This is a genomic window from Bacillus sp. FSL K6-2841 (assembly GCF_037976435.1).
In the GTDB taxonomy this organism is placed as follows: Bacteria; Bacillota; Bacilli; order Bacillales; family Bacillaceae; genus Bacillus; species Bacillus pumilus.
Map to the genome: position 1 here is coordinate 3,236,103 of NZ_CP150266.1, position 15,334 is coordinate 3,251,436.

Here is a 15,334-nt window from a genome sequence, read left to right on the forward strand (position 1 = left end):
ACTTATCGCGCCGCTTTTTTTATTGACTGTCCTCCTCTGACCTTGTTCGAAAAATAAAGACTGACACCAATACCAATAAGAGAAATCATGATCAACGTCCACCCTAACTGCTCAAAATGAGGACCAGCAATTTCATCCCCAAACAACATACCGAGAACGGCAGACGATAGAATGGAACCAAGGTAGCGGCATGTTTGAAAAAGCCCAGAGGACGTGCCAATCATATGCTGAGGGCTTGCCTTGAGCATCGCAGCTTGCAGCGCAACATTGCCAATCCCGTAACTAAGTCCAAGCAGCGCTAGAACCAGCCCTTTCCCCCATAATGGTGCCGGAATAAAAAAGAAGGTCATCGCAGACGCTCCAGCCAGCATCAATACCGCACTGGTTAATACAGGATGGCGTTCATCCCCGCGGTCCACCCACTTTCCCGTCAGCGGAGAGACAATGATGCTCACCCCAGACATGCAAAGCATAAAAAGACCCGTCATTTCCACACGCCAGCCTAATTCATCTTGGAAATAGCTCGGCAAACCAAAGAAAAGACAATAGAAAAAGATATTTAAAATGATAAATTGCACATACACAAGTGAAAGCCGCTGCTCCTGTCTGAACATCCGAATTTGAATAAATGGTTCATCCACCTGATACTCCCACCAAATAAAAGCGCCTGCACTCAAGAGACAAAGAATTCCCTGTACATATTGAATGCCATGACCTAGTGATAATAAAAACGAAAGCAGAAGGACAATACAAACTGTAAAAAGAAGCATTCCTGGCAAATCGAGCCTCCGTACCGTTTCACCTATACGTAGCTTTCTCTTTTTCTGCTCCTTTGGAAACAAAGATAGTCCAAGAAAGAAGCTGATCAAAATAAAAGGCAGATTCACTAAAAAGATAGCCGGCCAGCCGCCGATTGTCATCAAAAAGCCGCCAAGTGTAGGTCCAAGCGCCGTCATCGCAGAAGCAAAAATGGACAATACCGCTAATGCCGATGCCTGCTTTTCCTGAATATGATCCCGAATGAGTCCGACACCAGAAGGATAAATGGCACTGCTCCCAATTGCTTGCAACAACCGAATCACAATCAGCACCGCAAACGTCGGGGCAAATGGTGCACAGATGGCTGAGACTGCTACCAGGCCGAGTCCGAATAAAAATAATGTTCTCCGGCTCATCACATGATCCCCAATCCGGCCGCTCACTGGCTGCGTCACCGCACTAGCTAAATAAAAAGACGAAATAAGCCAAGATACAGTCGTAAATGATAAACCGAATTCATGCTGAATTTGATGCAGGGCCAAAGAAATCATTGAGGAATTCAACGGATTTAACATCGTCCCAAAGGCAATCGCAGTTAAAAAGACTTTTCGGTTGTCCCTCCACTTCTTCATTTACAGCCCCCCTCTTTGTGTTCTGGCTTGCTAACCCTTCCGTTATTATGAGATTCATTTCCCTTTTTTACCCTGATCAATTCAAGTTCTCTCTTGGAAAAGCAAGACATACATTTTAAAAAGGGCGAGTGTTGGAAAAACACATGTAAAATTGAGAATATGAGGTACAAATGGTAAGATGCTACACATATTGAAAAGCCTACTTTCTCCTTATATGGAGAACGGCTGAAAAGGAGGAGAAGCTTATTATTAAGAAAAGACGGTTTTGGGTCCCAGCCCTTTTCTCGGTTGCAGTATTACTTCTGTCTTCGTGTGGTTCAAATGAAACAAATGGGAACGGAGATAAACGTAATTCTACAGCGAAAGGGTCGCCAATTTTGGAGGATGGAAAATTTATATTTGCAGCATCAGGTGAATTTCACCCATTCAGTTACATGGATGGAAATCAGATGTCAGGCTTTGATATCGATGTAGGCAATGCGATTAGTGACAAACTAGGCCTCGAGCCTATACAGAAGAAATATAAATTCGCAGGCATTGTCGAAGGTGTGAAATCAGGAAAATTCGATGCGGCAGTTGCAAGTCATACCATCAATGAGGAACGAAAAAAACACGTCCTTCTTTCTAAGCCCTACTATTACTCTGGCCCGCAAATTTTCACAAGACCTGGAGCAGACATTCAACATGCTGATGATTTAAAAGACAAAGAAATCGCTGTATCTAAAGGCTCGTCCTACGCTGATATCGCAAAGGAACATAGCGGACAGGAACCAAAATATTACGACAGTGATGTCGTCGCTTTAGAAGCACTAGCCAACGGAAAACACGATGCAGTCGTGACGGATTTCGCGACAGGCGCAGAAGCCATGAAGAAAAAATTAAAGATCGAGGCTCAGGAAAGACTCGGACAAAGTGAGCAGGCAATCGCTGTTTCAAAAGAAAATGAACAGCTCATTAAAGAGATCAACGATGCGATTGACGCACTAAAAAAAGACGGAACATTAAAACAAATTAGCGAGAAATATTTTAATGAAGACATCACGGTCAAACAAAATTAAAACCACGATTGTGCGCCTTTTTTAGGCGCACTTTCTTCAAATGGAGATGATTGTTTTGCCTACCCTATCACATTTTTTTCAGACGCTGATTGATTCAAGAGGTATTTTTTTAGAAGGTATGCTGCTCACCTTACAGCTCACTGTGATCAGCATCTTCATCGGCATGTTCATCGGGCTCTTCTTTGCTTTATTGAAAATATCACGCGTGGATGTCTTCGGTTATATCGCCAATGCCTATATCTTCCTTGTACGCGGCACACCACTGATTGTTCAAATTTTCATCCTATATTTTGGACTGACAGAATTAAATATCCCCGACTTCTGGGCCGCTTCCATTGCGCTCGCCTTTCATAATGGAGCGTATATAGCAGAAATATTCAGAGGCGCCATCCAATCAATTGATCAGGGGCAAAAAGAGGCAGGACGCTCTCTTGGTATGGGACGTTTCCTAACAATGAGGCGCATTATTCTCCCGCAAGCGATGCGGCGGGCCCTCCCCCCTCTTGGTAACCAGTTCATTATTGGCTTAAAAGATTCATCACTCGCCGCTTTTATTAGCGTCAATGAACTATTTAACGTCGCCACGACCCAAGGTTCAAACAGCTTTGACAATATGACCTATTTACTTGTTGTAGCCGTCTATTACTTAATTCTTGTCCTGCTGTTAACGTTCGCTGTCCAAACCTTTGAGAAGAAACTATCAGTCAGTGACCATTAGGAGGAGAAACATGACAGAATCAAAGGAACTCATTCGTGTTGAAAAACTAAACAAACACTTCGGAGAACTGCATGTTTTAAAGGATATCGACCTCACTGTTTATGAAAATGATGTAGTCGTCTTAATTGGAGCCAGCGGCTCTGGAAAAAGCACCTTGCTCCGCTGTATGAACTTTTTAGAAATCAAAAATGATGGAGAAATCATCATTGATGGCAGCCCTGTTCACCCAAAACGCGATCAATTAAACGAGATGCGGCAAAAAATAGGCATGGTGTTTCAGCATTTTAACCTCTTTCCGCATAAAACTGTGCTTGAAAACATCATCGAGGCGCCTGTTATGGTGAAAAAAACAAAAAAGACTCAAGCTGTATCAGAAGCCAACGTCCTGTTAGAAAAGGTCGGACTTGCGGATAAAGCCAACGTATATCCTTCTAAACTATCAGGCGGTCAAAAGCAGCGTGTGGCTATTGCAAGAGCTCTCGCCATGAAACCAGATGTCATGTTATTTGACGAACCTACGTCTGCCCTCGATCCAGAGCTTGTAGGCGAGGTGCTGCAAACAATGAAAAGTCTCGCAAAAGAAGGCATGACGATGGTCATCGTCACACATGAAATGGGCTTTGCGAAAGAAGTCGCCGATCGCGTCGTCTATATGCACGAAGGTCGTATCGTCGAAGAAGGCACACCATCAAAATTGTTCGATTCACCTCAAGAGGAACGAACCAAAGTCTTTCTCAGCTCCATTTTATAGGTCAAACGCCCTTTATTTTTCGTGCTCAATGCACGTTTTTTCTCATTTTTCACGAACTTTTCATCCATTTATATTGAATATAACCAAAAACCATGTAAGATTAACTTACATGAATATGTTATATATGACTTTTCTCTCTATAATGAAGAATTAAGAAATCAATTAATTCTGAATGATTCAGGGGGAATGCAGCATGCAAATGGGTGATACAGTATTTATGTTCTTCTGCGCACTACTCGTGTGGTTAATGACACCGGGTTTAGCCTTATTCTACGGAGGACTCGTGAGAAGTAAAAACGTCTTAAGTACAACCATGCACAGCTTAACTTCACTAGCGATCGTCTCTATCGTATGGATCATGTTTGGCTATTCCTTGGCTTTTGCGCCAGGAAATGCATGGATTGGAGGCTTAGAATGGATTGGACTAAAAGACGTTGGCTTTGAGCCTGGTTCCTACAGTGAGACCATTCCACATTCATTGTTCATGATGTTCCAAATGACCTTTGCCGTCTTAACAACAGCCATCATCTCAGGTGCCTTTGCTGAACGGATTCGTTACTCAGCGGTCGTCGTGTTTACACTCCTTTGGGTCACATTTGTATACGCGCCAGTCGCACACTGGGTATGGGGCGGCGGTTGGATTGGCGAAATGGGTGCGCTCGACTTCGCTGGAGGAAACGTGGTTCACATTTCATCAGGTGTGGCAGGTCTAGTCGTAGCGATTGTGCTCGGGAAGCGTAAAGAAGCAGCAAGCTCTTCTCCTCACAATTTGATTTATACTCTTCTTGGCGGAGCTGTCATTTGGTTTGGATGGTTTGGCTTTAACGTTGGAAGTGCCCTTACCTTAGACAGTGTCGCAATGTTTGCCTTCATTAACACCAATACAGCAGCTGCTGCGGGAATCATCGGCTGGCTGTTAGTCGAGTGGATGATCAACAAAAAGCCGACCATGCTCGGCGCGATTTCTGGAGCCATCGCAGGTCTTGTCGCAATTACACCTGCCGCAGGTTTTGTCACACCTTTTGCTTCTATCATCATCGGATTCATCGGCGGCATCGTGTGCTTCTGGGGAGTCTTCTCACTCAAAGCCAAATTTGGCTATGACGATGCACTAGATGCATTCGGTCTTCACGGAATTGGCGGGACTTGGGGTGGAATTGCAACAGGGCTTTTCGCAACAACCTCTGTCAATGACGGTGGAGCCAATGGCTTATTTTACGGAGATCCCAGCTTACTTTGGAAGCAAGTCGTCGCTATTGTAGCCACCTATGCCTTTGTAGCTGTTGTGACATACGTGATCATCAAAGTGGTCAATCTCTTCTTTAAGATTCGCGCAACCGAAGAAGAAGAATCAGTGGGTCTTGATTTAACCATGCATGGGGAAAAAGCTTATCAAGATTAAAGAAAAAGGGGTGTCTCTATGAGCAAAATGTATAAAGTGGAGATTGTCACACGTCCAGCCAATTTTGAAACATTAAAGGTGGAGATTGGAAAGATTGGTGTCACTTCCATTACCTTTTCGAATGTACACGGCTGCGGTTTACAAAAGGGACATACAGAGTTATACCGCGGCGTCAAAAAGGAAAGCAATGTGTACGAACGATTAAAGATTGAAATCGTCCTAAGCAAAGTACCTGTCGAACAGGTCGTTGAAACAGCTCAAAAGGTACTTCGTACAGGCGAACCAGGGGATGGGAAAATTTTTATATATGAGATAGAAAATACAATCAACATTCGGACAGGTGAAGAAGGACCTGCCGCCCTTTAAACCATCCTCCGCTGAGTGCGGGGGATTTTTTAAAGACAGAAAAAAACCTCTGCATGATTCATATACAGAGGTTTCAAGACTTAAGATTGTTTTGTTTCTTCAGTTTGACTGCTGTCTTTAGAGGAATCAGAAGACTTTTCTTGATCAGAGGATTTCCCCTTCTCATCAGACTTTTCTTCAGATTTTTCTCCAGCAGGCTCTTTGGCCTTATCTTCAGCAGCAGGTTCCTTCGTTTTTTCATCAGCTTTTGGCTGAGCAGGTTCTTTTGCTTCTTCCGTCACTTCTTGCGCGGCCTTTTCAATAGTTGAAACAGGCTTGTCAATAAAGCTAAGTGGATTAAGCGCTAAACCTTCCATACGAATTTCAAAATGCACATGGTTGCCGCTTTCAGCACCATAAAGATTTTTACCAGAAGCACCGATGACATCATTCTGCTTCACTTCATCGCCTTCTTTAACACTCACTTGTGACAACGATTGATAAACAGTCGATAATCCATCTTCATGTTCAATTTCAACGACGTGACCGAGAACTGGATCTTTTTTCGCTTGAACCACTGTTCCACTAAGAGCAGCTGTGACGTCAAACACTTTGCCATCTTTATCTGCAAGATCAATACCTTTGCTCAAGGTATAGGTGTTATTATAGTTTACAAGTGCTGCTTCTTTTTCTTTTTGATCAGCATCTGCTTCATAGAACTTTTTCACGACAGAAACATTATCAGAATTCTGGACTGGCATGGCAACATTTTCAATTGGCTTTCCAACTTCAACGGCATCATCACGCTGTTCTTGCCCTGTTTGATTTCCATCAGATAGTTGGTCTTTCACATCTTTTGATACAGCTTGATACCAAAGAACGGCTGTTAACACGACCGCTGCGCTGACCAAGTAAATTGCAGGGAATACCCAGCGCTTACGGAAAAATTGCTGAACTTTTGTGATTTTGGAAGTACGTTTCTTTTCTTCCTCTCTCATTTTTCATCACCTCAGCAACATTCTGAACACTTTTCAAAAAATATATACACACGAAATCATTTTTCTTTTTATTTTGCGCAATCGCATCAATAATATGTATGATGAATGAAAAAAGATGGAGGACTTTATTGTGAAAACTTTCAACCGAATAGCAACAGAAGATGACCTCAAAGCAATCGTTGATATTTACAATTCGACCATTGCTTCAAGAGAAGTAACCGCCGATACAGAACCAGTTTCAGTTGAAGACCGCCGACAATGGTTTTTAAATCATTCAGAGAAAAGACCTCTCTATGTGAAAACAGATAAGGATGGACATATTTACGGCTGGCTCAGCTTTGAAACCTTTTATGGAAGACCTGCATACAACGGAACCGTTGAAATGAGTATTTACTTAAACCAAGACTATCGCGGGAAAGGCTTAGGGTCACTTTTTTTACAAGAAGCCATTGAGCTGGCACCTTCACTAAGCATTCGAACGTTACTTGCCTTTATTTTCGGGCACAACGAAGCCAGCATTCGATTATTTAAAAAGCACGGCTTTGAGACATGGGGTCACCTGCCACGCATCGCAGAAATGGACGGCAGCAGGTACGATTTAGACATTCTAGGAAAAGAATTATAAAATGAGCGTCTCTCAAACAAAGAGACGCTTTTTTATGATGCGTGTAACAACTGTTCAAACTGTTTCGCATTTTGAACAGCTTTTCTTTGGAGGATGATGCCATGTTCATCTATCAGAATCGCTTGCGGAACGACAGTTACCCCATACAGCTCCATGATTTGCGAAGAGCGCATATACACAGCTTGATCAGGCAGCAATTGAAGGAGCAATGCATCATCTCCTTGTTCATCTCCATTGATGAAAATAAATTGAGTATCATCACTAGAAATGTGCTGACGCATATCAGATAAAATGCTTTTGCATGTCATACAAGTGGTATTTACAAATAACAGCATCACAGCTCTTCCACTCTGTAAATACTCCTTTAAAATGACCTTATCTCCTAAATGTGTATAGCTTCGAAATAACGGCGCAGCATCACCAACATCCGCTTCCTTTAATTCAATCCCATCAAGGGATTTAATTTTACTCATAAATTTTCCGATAAAGCGGGCAAGCAAAAACACGACAGCCAGCTGAGCAATGACAATGAATAACACAATAATTAGTAGAATATCAGTCATTTCACTTGGTCTCCTTCTATATACGATTCAAATTGATTCATCCATTTTCTTTTGAACATCACAATGGTTTTCCCCACCGCTATAATCAAATAGACAGCCACTGCAATCAGAAAACAGATCATATGAAATGGCCATGGAATTGTTTCTACATAGGGATGTGCATAAAACAACCCAATCACAAGAGCCAGCATCGACACATTACGAATCACAATTCCCCAGTGAAGATGATCATTTTCAAACAAACCTCCACAGCCGCATGAAATGTTACGATGTCCTCTCAATAAATTGAAGGTGACCGCTCCAGTATAGATACATAAAAGTGCTGTAAGGCCAATCGCAGGTACAAGAGACATGTTCCACACGAACAATAAACCCGTACAAACCAATTCAACAGTCAAAAACAAATAAAACATTGGCGCCGTGAGCACAGGAGGCAGCAGTCGATAAGCATTCATCTGCTGAATATGCGCCGTTTGTTTTCTCACTTTATCAAGCCATGTACCTGCAAAGATCATTCCTAACAAATAGACACCTATAAAATAAAAGACACTCACCTTACGCCATCTCCTTTTGTTGAAATAGTTGGGATTGTGCCTCGTAAAGCCTTTTGTACTCTCCATCTAGCGCCATTAGCTCTTCATGGTTCCCCTCTTCAACGAAAGCACCATCCTTCATCACGATAATCCGATCTGCTAAGCGGGCTGCTCCCATACGATGTGTGATAAACAAGACCCCTTGATCCTGCGTATGATCGAATAGCTTTCGAATGAGTGAAATCTCCGATAGTGGATCGAGAGCAGAAGTCGGTTCATCTAAAATGATAAAATCACTTTCTCTAAAAAAGGTTCTCGCCATCGCAAGCTTTTGCCATTGTCCGCCAGACAGTTCATGACCTTCTTCAAAAAAACGGCCAAGCTGCGCATCGTATGTTTCTTCCATTTGATGAATTCTTTTCTCTATGCCTGCTTGCCGTGCAGCTGAGATCGTGCGCTCTTCCTTATCTATTTCGTCGATACGGCCAAATCCAATATTTTCTTTCACAGTGAATTCGTACTTCATAAAATCTTGAAAAAGGACAGCCATTCTCGCATGATAGGATTTTTTATAAATGGTTGAAATAGACTCACCATTGACCTTTTGCATATTCGGCTTGTCTGGATCATATAAACCGGTCAAACATTTAATTAAGGTCGTCTTACCTGATCCATTATCCCCTACCAATGCAATGCGTTCACCTTTATTGATATGAAAATGTATATGTTCAATAGCAGGCGTTTTCATATTCGGATAGGTAAAAGAGAGATTTTCTAGCGTAATGGACTGAATACATTCAATCCTCCGAAGCGATGCCCCTTCCTCTGTCTGCTCATCAATTTCTTCTTCTCTCTTTTGAAAAGTTCTCATTTCATCAATATAGAGACTCGTTTCATATAAACTAGAACATTCCCTCGTCAAATCCTGAAAACCGCTTTGAATATTTTGCACAGCTTGGAGTACAGCGACAAAAGTACCCGCAGCTAATTTCTTTTGAAAGATAAGAAAGACAATAAAAAGACCACAGCACACATAGGCAAATGTCATAAGCAATCCGCCTGCCATCTCCCAGCGAACCTGACGTTTGAGTAATTTATATTTTTCATCTGCACTTTTTACATAATGACCTTGCCACTTTTGAAGAAGGTAATCTCCAATTCCATATAAACGGATTTCCTTCAATGAATCTCGCTGTGCAACAAGGTCGGATACATACATTTCTCTTCGATCATTGGCAGTTAACATCCGATTTAATTGATACCGTGCGCCTCCAAAGAAAAGCTCAATCCATAAGACAGGCAGAGTACATAAGATCAGAATGACCGCCAAGCCCCAATGGATACCAATCATATAAATGAGAAGTGATACAACAGTAATCAATGCGCTCATAATTGTAAAAATACTTCTAACCATACTCAGAACATGCTGATGACTGTTCATCACACGTTGACTTTCATTATAAAAAGACGGGTGTTCAAATGTAATATATGGAAGCCTGGTCGCCTTTTGAAGCAATTCACCCTTCAAATGCAAACCAATCAAATTTGTCGCTTTCTGTTGACTAAGCTGAAGAATGAATTGCAGCCCATATCCTAAAACCACAATGACCATTTGCAACCCAAATAACCTTAAAACCTTTTGAATGTCACCTGAAGAAGTCATAAATAAAATAATTTCATTAATCAATGTTTGAATAATCCAGACACTAGCCAAAGGCATAAAGCCAACGATCACTTGGATGAATAGAGTTAACAGAAGATATGATCGACTTCTTTTCCAAGTATAAGAGATTGCATATAAACAATGGTTCACTGTACTCATCAAACGCTCCACCTTACACCATTTAGTATAATTGACATAATTTTGATATTCATATTATGATAGCTCTGCGTAACTTCATTCTGAGAGGACGATATACGATGACTTCAATCTTACTTTTACAGCTAACTCTTATTCTTTGCAGCCTTTTATTGACGATCGGAATCATGATCTATTTAAAACACCAGATGGCATTAATCATCTTACCAATCCAGCATGTTGGACAAAAACTTGTTCATCCGCTACTCGAAAAACCATCACCTATTCAAATAAATGATTTACTGCAAAACAATCACAAGCAACAGCTGCTTATATTCACTGACACAGCATGTCCGCACTGCATTCCATCACTGGAACAATTCCTAGAAACGAAAAAGCAGCGTCAATTAGACATTTCTTTTAGTATTTTGTTAAAGAATGGGAAAGAAGAGGATCAAGAATTATATCGTGATAACCAAACCAGCATGCGAATTATCTCAGTAGACGAACAAATGATAGGCGCCTTTCATATTGAAGAGTTTCCATATTACATCATGGTAGAAGAAGATGAAACAATCTCATATGCAGCTCCTTTTCCCGATGGTCTTTATTCAAGGTTCTCTGCAAAATAAACATAAATGAGGCATGTGAAGATAAAAAACACACGCCTCTTTTTTTATTGGTTTGGATCTGCCTGAACATCCTGATCCTTTTCCCTTGCAGCGATCTCACTCACTTCACTTGAAGCTGTGGCTTGTTCCTCAGCTTGTTCAAACTCACTGCGAGCCTCATTTGAAATATCTACTTGGTCACCATGCTGATTCACAGTAACGGACGAAGAAGACGATTCTTTTTGAACCTCTTTCTCTAGTTCCTTTAATTTAGACACATGAAGCTCTAAATCTTTTCCTTGCTGAACTAGAGTCAATTGTTGAAATAATGCCTTTCTCTCTTCTGGAGAATGGTCGCCTTGAACAATTTTCGCTGCTTGGTTTAAAAAAGAATTGGATGTTTGACCCGCTTGACGACTGTTTGACGTCTGCATAGCATTTGTTAAGAATGAAATTGAAGATATGCTCATGCGTTCACATCCTATTAAATAAAATCCTTGAATTTAGCAGCCACATCTAATGCGTTCTTGGCTAGTACAAATCTCACCTGTATCACGATCCACGTAGTAACGGAAAGTTCCAACACCTTGAAGGAAACAAGTTGGCGCTGATTTGCATGAAGTGACTAATTTTTGCAAAATACATCTTGAAGCTGCAGGTTGAACATTGGTCATTTTGTTTAAGAAACGATCTAACATATGAATTCCACCTTCCAAATTTTATGGTAACACAACACAATAATAACCAATTACAAGACAACTAACAACATATTTTGATAATTTTACTAATTAATTTTAACTACTAATCTTATTTATGACATAAATTGTCGTTAAAATTAATTAGTAAATGTTACTTTTTTCTTATTCGAAGATAATTTATTTATCTATAAATAGTAAAGTGAAGATAGAAATATTTTTTATTTGTTCTACATTCACTCTTCCTAAAGTACTACCTGCTCAAGTATGATAAAGAGTGAATACATAAAGGAGTGAACACCATTGCAACAAACTGAGAAAATCATTCAATCTCTTCATTCGATCACAAAGTGGGGAAAAGTTGGTAGTATATTTCTCTATATTTCAGGGGGCTTAGCTATTCTTATTGGTTTTTGGCTTGTTCTTCCTGCTGCCCTTGGCGTCTTCCTCATTATGATGGGAATCCATGTACAAAAATCTGTAAACGCAGCTGAACAATTAATTCAAACTCCTGATACTTCTTATGAAGAGTTATTAGAACAATATGCTAAGATGATGAAAATGCAGACGCTATTTGCCATATCAAGTATTGTCGCAGCCATTCTCTCATTCATCGCCATTATCCTGATGCTGATATTAGGCGGTCTAGCATTTCTTCAAGAAATTCCTAGTGACATTCAGCAATACGAAGGTGAATACGAAGAAGAGCTTGGTGACTTTTATTAATGGAGGGGGGTATCAATGAATATTCGATACCCCCTTTTGTTTGATCATTTTGCATTGGTCACCCTACTAAGCTTGACATTCCCTCTTGATCATTTTAAAATACAAATCGTAACTATTACGAATTAAAGGAGGGGCCTATTACTGATGCGCGTAAAAATTACCTTAGCCTGTACTGAAACAGGTGACAGAAACTATATCACAACAAAGAATAAAAGAACGAATCCGGACCGACTTGAGTTATTAAAATATTCTCCTCGGTTAAAGAAATATACCCTTCATAGAGAAACAAAATAATTTTTTAGGTTTTAAATCGTAATCATTACTTTTTAAGAGAGGCGGAAATGAACATGATCGTTGGCAAAGGGACAGAAGGAAATGAATAAGCGAATACCCGTTACAGTATTAAGCGGTTTTTTAGGAGCTGGAAAAACAACAATATTAAATCATGTACTACAAAATCGTAAAGGGTTAAAAGTAGCTGTGATTGTTAATGACATGAGCGAAATTAATATTGATGCAGAACTAGTCAAACAAGGCGGTGAGCTCTCCCGATCAGATGAGAAGCTAGTTGAATTATCTAATGGTTGTATTTGCTGCACATTAAGAGAAGATTTGTTAATTGAAGTAGAGCGCCTATGTAAGACTGGTCATATTGATTATATTGTCATTGAGTCAACAGGTATTAGTGAACCAATTCCAGTCGCGCAAACTTTCTCTTATATTGATGAAGAAATGGGGATAGATTTGACACGCTTTTGCCGGTTAGACACGATGGTCACTGTTGTAGATGCGAATCGTTTCTGGACCGACTTCCAGTCAGGAGAAAGTCTATTAGACCGTAAACAAGCCGTTTCCGATGATGACGAACGAGAAATTTCCGATTTACTGATTGATCAAATTGAATTTTGTGACGTCCTGATTATCAATAAGTGTGATCTAGTATCAAACTCAGAATTAGACCGACTTGAGCACGTGCTGACAACACTTCAACCAGAAGCATCTATCATCAGAACCTCAAAAGGGCAAGTAAAACCCAGTGACATTTTAAATACTGGTTTATTCGACTTTGAAAAGTCCAGTGCTTCTGCTGGCTGGATTAAAGAAATCAACGCAGGGCATTCTCAGCATACGCCGGAAACTGAAGAATACCAAATCTCATCCTTTGTTTATGAAAGAAGACTCCCCTTCCATACTGGCAGGTTAAATAATTGGTTAGATCAGATGCCAGAGCAAATAGTTCGCGCTAAAGGATTTACATGGCTTGCCACACATCATGATTTAACCATATTAATTTCACAGGCTGGAAAATCTGTTCAGATTGAACCAATTGCCTACTGGATTGCTGCCTTGCCTGAGCAAGAAAAAGCACAGATATTAAAGCAAGAACCAGAGCTTCTTGATGAGTGGGACGCAGAATTTGGTGACAGGCATACAAAACTTGTGTTTATTGGCGTAGATTTACCTAAAGCAGATATCATTCGCACACTTGATCAATGCTTACTCACACCTGAGGAATTTGATCAAGATTGGAAAACGTTTGAAGACCCCTTTCAATGGAACATCCAACATTAAGCCAGGAGGGTTTTAAGTGGCAAAGAAATCTAAAATTGCTAAAGAAAAAAAGCGGCAGCAGCTTGTATTGAAATATGCAGAATTAAGAAAAGAGTTAAAAGAACAAGGTGACTATGAAGCTTTGCGGAAATTACCTAGAGACTCTTCCCCTACCCGCTTAAAAAATCGCTGTGAATTAACCGGTCGCCCTAGAGGTTACTTACGAAAATTTAAAATGTCTAGAATTGCTTTTCGTGAGCTTGCCTATAAGGGCCACATTCCAGGAGTGAAAAAATCGAGCTGGTAAAGATTGAGTTGATCTTATCACAGCTCCAATAAAAGTAAAGTAGTAAAAAATGTTGAAAAATCTATTTTCTAAGCTTATCTCCACCTTCTCGAGACACAAAATAACATTTTAAAAACCAGCAGAAAATCTGCTGGTTTTTGATCATGACAGGATTCTTCAGATGAATAGACCTATTTCTAAAAACAGATTTTCAACAATGATTAGGATATTTTCTCTACTTTTCAAAAAATCATGATCATGATACTTTGTTGTCACTACCCACCGATGTATGACATTTCAACTTTTTTCTGATCTTTCTTCTTCTCTCTCTCGGCTGAATATTGATCTTGTCTATTCGACCATAGTTCTTTCAATATGTTCTTTATATCTTCATTATCTTTTGTCGAGCGAATCACCCGTTTCAGATCAAAACCCGATGATGCAAAAAGACATGTAAACAATTCACCGCGAGCAGAAAGTCTCGCTCTATTACATGTTCCACAAAAAGCATCTGAAACAGAAGAAATAATGCCTATCTCTCCTGATCCATCTTGGTAAAAGAATCGGCTGGCTACTTCACCTGGATATTGAGGAGGTTCTGGTTTGATGGGAAATGTTGAATCAATTAGACCAATGATCTCTTTCTTTGTCATGACATGCTCTAGATTCCATTTGTTCGTATTTCCGACATCCATAAACTCGATAAATCTGAGAATATGTCCTTCTTTTTTAAAGTAAGCTGCCATTGGCAAAACATCCTGATCATTCACACCTTTTTGAACAACCATATTGATCTTAATAACAAGTCCAGCTTTTTTTGCAGCCTCAATCCCATCAAACACTTTTTGGATAGAAATATTCCTTCCGTTCATTTGCTTAAAACGGTCAGGATTTAATGAATCCAAACTAATGGTGACTCTTTGAAGACCTGCTTTCTTTAACTTTTCTGCATATACAGGTAAAAGCGTTCCATTGGTTGTCATAGCAATGTCTTCGATTCCTGGAATTTTTGAGAGCTTTTCTATTAAGAGAGGCAAATCTTTTCGCATTAAGGGTTCGCCACCCGTGATGCGTATTTTCACCACACCTAGGTCCTTTGCAAAAAGAGTAGCAAGCTGTTCAATTTCTTCGAAACTAAGCAGTTCTTCTTTATTCAAAAAAGGATAATCTGGTCCAAAAATTTCAGCAGGCATACAGTACGTACATCTAAAGTTACAGCGATCTGTTACTGATATTCTTAAATCGCGCAATGGTCGATGTCTCTTATCCAATATACTGTCCAT

The 15,334-nt window shown here is 40.2% G+C and carries 18 protein-coding genes; 11 read left to right on the plus strand and 7 right to left on the minus strand.

Annotated features, from left to right (window positions below; all coding sequences use genetic code 11):
* Positions 1 to 2: 2 nt before the first annotated feature.
* Entirely contained in the window at positions 3 to 1,391 is a 1,389-nt protein-coding gene (locus tag MHH68_RS16575) for an MFS transporter (RefSeq protein WP_339164200.1), read from the minus strand.
* Between the two features lie 212 nt (positions 1,392 to 1,603).
* Between MHH68_RS16575 and MHH68_RS16580 the strand changes: the two genes are divergently transcribed.
* The 5 genes from MHH68_RS16580 (at position 1,604) to MHH68_RS16600 (ending at position 5,686) form a co-directional block, all read left to right on the plus strand.
* Positions 1,604 to 2,449: a transporter substrate-binding domain-containing protein gene (locus MHH68_RS16580; protein ID WP_235567013.1), complete on the plus strand. Its 846-nt coding sequence runs from the start codon at positions 1,604 to 1,606 to the stop codon at positions 2,447 to 2,449.
* Between the two features lie 40 nt (positions 2,450 to 2,489).
* Positions 2,490 to 3,167, plus strand: coding sequence for an amino acid ABC transporter permease (locus tag MHH68_RS16585; protein WP_339164201.1), 678 nt, complete (start codon positions 2,490 to 2,492; stop codon positions 3,165 to 3,167).
* A 10-nt stretch (positions 3,168 to 3,177) separates the two neighbouring features.
* The gene (locus MHH68_RS16590) at positions 3,178 to 3,918 is read left to right on the plus strand and encodes an amino acid ABC transporter ATP-binding protein (RefSeq protein ID WP_044140122.1); all 741 of its coding nucleotides are present in this window, start codon (positions 3,178 to 3,180) and stop codon (positions 3,916 to 3,918) included.
* A 193-nt stretch (positions 3,919 to 4,111) separates the two neighbouring features.
* Entirely contained in the window at positions 4,112 to 5,320 is a 1,209-nt protein-coding gene (locus MHH68_RS16595; protein ID WP_339164204.1) for an ammonium transporter, read from the plus strand.
* 18 nt (positions 5,321 to 5,338) lie between these two features.
* Positions 5,339 to 5,686: a P-II family nitrogen regulator gene (locus tag MHH68_RS16600; protein ID WP_339164205.1), complete on the plus strand. Its 348-nt coding sequence runs from the start codon at positions 5,339 to 5,341 to the stop codon at positions 5,684 to 5,686.
* Between the two features lie 80 nt (positions 5,687 to 5,766).
* On the opposite strand, the gene MHH68_RS16605 is transcribed toward MHH68_RS16600, so the two are convergent.
* On the minus strand, positions 5,767 to 6,663 hold the full coding sequence (locus MHH68_RS16605; RefSeq protein ID WP_058013494.1) for a peptidoglycan DD-metalloendopeptidase family protein: 897 nt from the start codon (positions 6,661 to 6,663) through the stop codon (positions 5,767 to 5,769).
* A 115-nt stretch (positions 6,664 to 6,778) separates the two neighbouring features.
* Between MHH68_RS16605 and MHH68_RS16610 the strand changes: the two genes are divergently transcribed.
* Entirely contained in the window at positions 6,779 to 7,288 is a 510-nt protein-coding gene (locus tag MHH68_RS16610) for a GNAT family N-acetyltransferase (protein WP_058013493.1), read from the plus strand.
* A 32-nt stretch (positions 7,289 to 7,320) separates the two neighbouring features.
* Here the strand turns inward: MHH68_RS16610 and MHH68_RS16615 are convergent, their stop codons facing one another.
* The 3 genes from MHH68_RS16615 to MHH68_RS16625 are packed head-to-tail and all read right to left on the minus strand — an operon-like array spanning position 7,321 to position 10,206.
* Positions 7,321 to 7,851 carry a thioredoxin fold domain-containing protein gene (locus tag MHH68_RS16615; protein ID WP_061409833.1) on the minus strand — a complete coding sequence of 177 codons (531 nt, stop codon included), beginning with the start codon at positions 7,849 to 7,851 and terminating at the stop codon, positions 7,321 to 7,323.
* Entirely contained in the window at positions 7,848 to 8,405 is a 558-nt protein-coding gene (locus MHH68_RS16620) for a MauE/DoxX family redox-associated membrane protein (RefSeq protein ID WP_339164209.1), read from the minus strand. The genes MHH68_RS16615 and MHH68_RS16620 overlap by 4 nt, the downstream gene beginning before the upstream one ends.
* A 1-nt stretch (position 8,406) precedes the next feature.
* Complete coding sequence (locus tag MHH68_RS16625) at positions 8,407 to 10,206, minus strand: ABC transporter ATP-binding protein (RefSeq protein WP_339164212.1); 1,800 nt, start codon at positions 10,204 to 10,206, stop codon at positions 8,407 to 8,409.
* Between the two features lie 98 nt (positions 10,207 to 10,304).
* Here MHH68_RS16625 and MHH68_RS16630 point away from each other — a divergent pair, with 98 nt between their 5' ends.
* Positions 10,305 to 10,814, plus strand: a complete 510-nt coding sequence (locus MHH68_RS16630) for a hypothetical protein (RefSeq protein ID WP_058013489.1) — start codon at positions 10,305 to 10,307, stop codon at positions 10,812 to 10,814.
* Positions 10,815 to 10,858: 44 nt separating this feature from the next.
* Here the strand turns inward: MHH68_RS16630 and MHH68_RS16635 are convergent, their stop codons facing one another.
* Positions 10,859 to 11,263, minus strand: coding sequence for a hypothetical protein (locus tag MHH68_RS16635; protein ID WP_339164215.1), 405 nt, complete (start codon positions 11,261 to 11,263; stop codon positions 10,859 to 10,861).
* A gap of 528 nt (positions 11,264 to 11,791) precedes the next feature.
* Here MHH68_RS16635 and MHH68_RS16640 point away from each other — a divergent pair.
* The 4 genes from MHH68_RS16640 to rpsN all read left to right on the plus strand — a co-directional run bounded on the left by MHH68_RS16640 (position 11,792) and on the right by rpsN (position 14,072).
* Positions 11,792 to 12,214 carry a DUF5362 family protein gene (locus tag MHH68_RS16640; protein ID WP_058013487.1) on the plus strand — a complete coding sequence of 141 codons (423 nt, stop codon included), beginning with the start codon at positions 11,792 to 11,794 and terminating at the stop codon, positions 12,212 to 12,214.
* Positions 12,215 to 12,358: 144 nt separating this feature from the next.
* Positions 12,359 to 12,508, plus strand: coding sequence for a 50S ribosomal protein L33 (gene rpmG / locus MHH68_RS16645; protein WP_268497460.1), 150 nt, complete (start codon positions 12,359 to 12,361; stop codon positions 12,506 to 12,508).
* Positions 12,509 to 12,589: 81 nt separating this feature from the next.
* On the plus strand, positions 12,590 to 13,786 hold the full coding sequence (locus tag MHH68_RS16650) for a GTP-binding protein (protein ID WP_058013486.1): 1,197 nt from the start codon (positions 12,590 to 12,592) through the stop codon (positions 13,784 to 13,786).
* A 16-nt stretch (positions 13,787 to 13,802) separates the two neighbouring features.
* Positions 13,803 to 14,072 (plus strand): 30S ribosomal protein S14, encoded by a 270-nt coding sequence (gene rpsN / locus MHH68_RS16655; protein ID WP_012011533.1) that lies wholly within the window; start codon positions 13,803 to 13,805, stop codon positions 14,070 to 14,072.
* A 254-nt stretch (positions 14,073 to 14,326) separates the two neighbouring features.
* On the opposite strand, the gene moaA is transcribed toward rpsN, so the two are convergent.
* Positions 14,327 to 15,334 (minus strand): GTP 3',8-cyclase MoaA, encoded by a 1,008-nt coding sequence (moaA, locus tag MHH68_RS16660; protein WP_339164219.1) that lies wholly within the window; start codon positions 15,332 to 15,334, stop codon positions 14,327 to 14,329.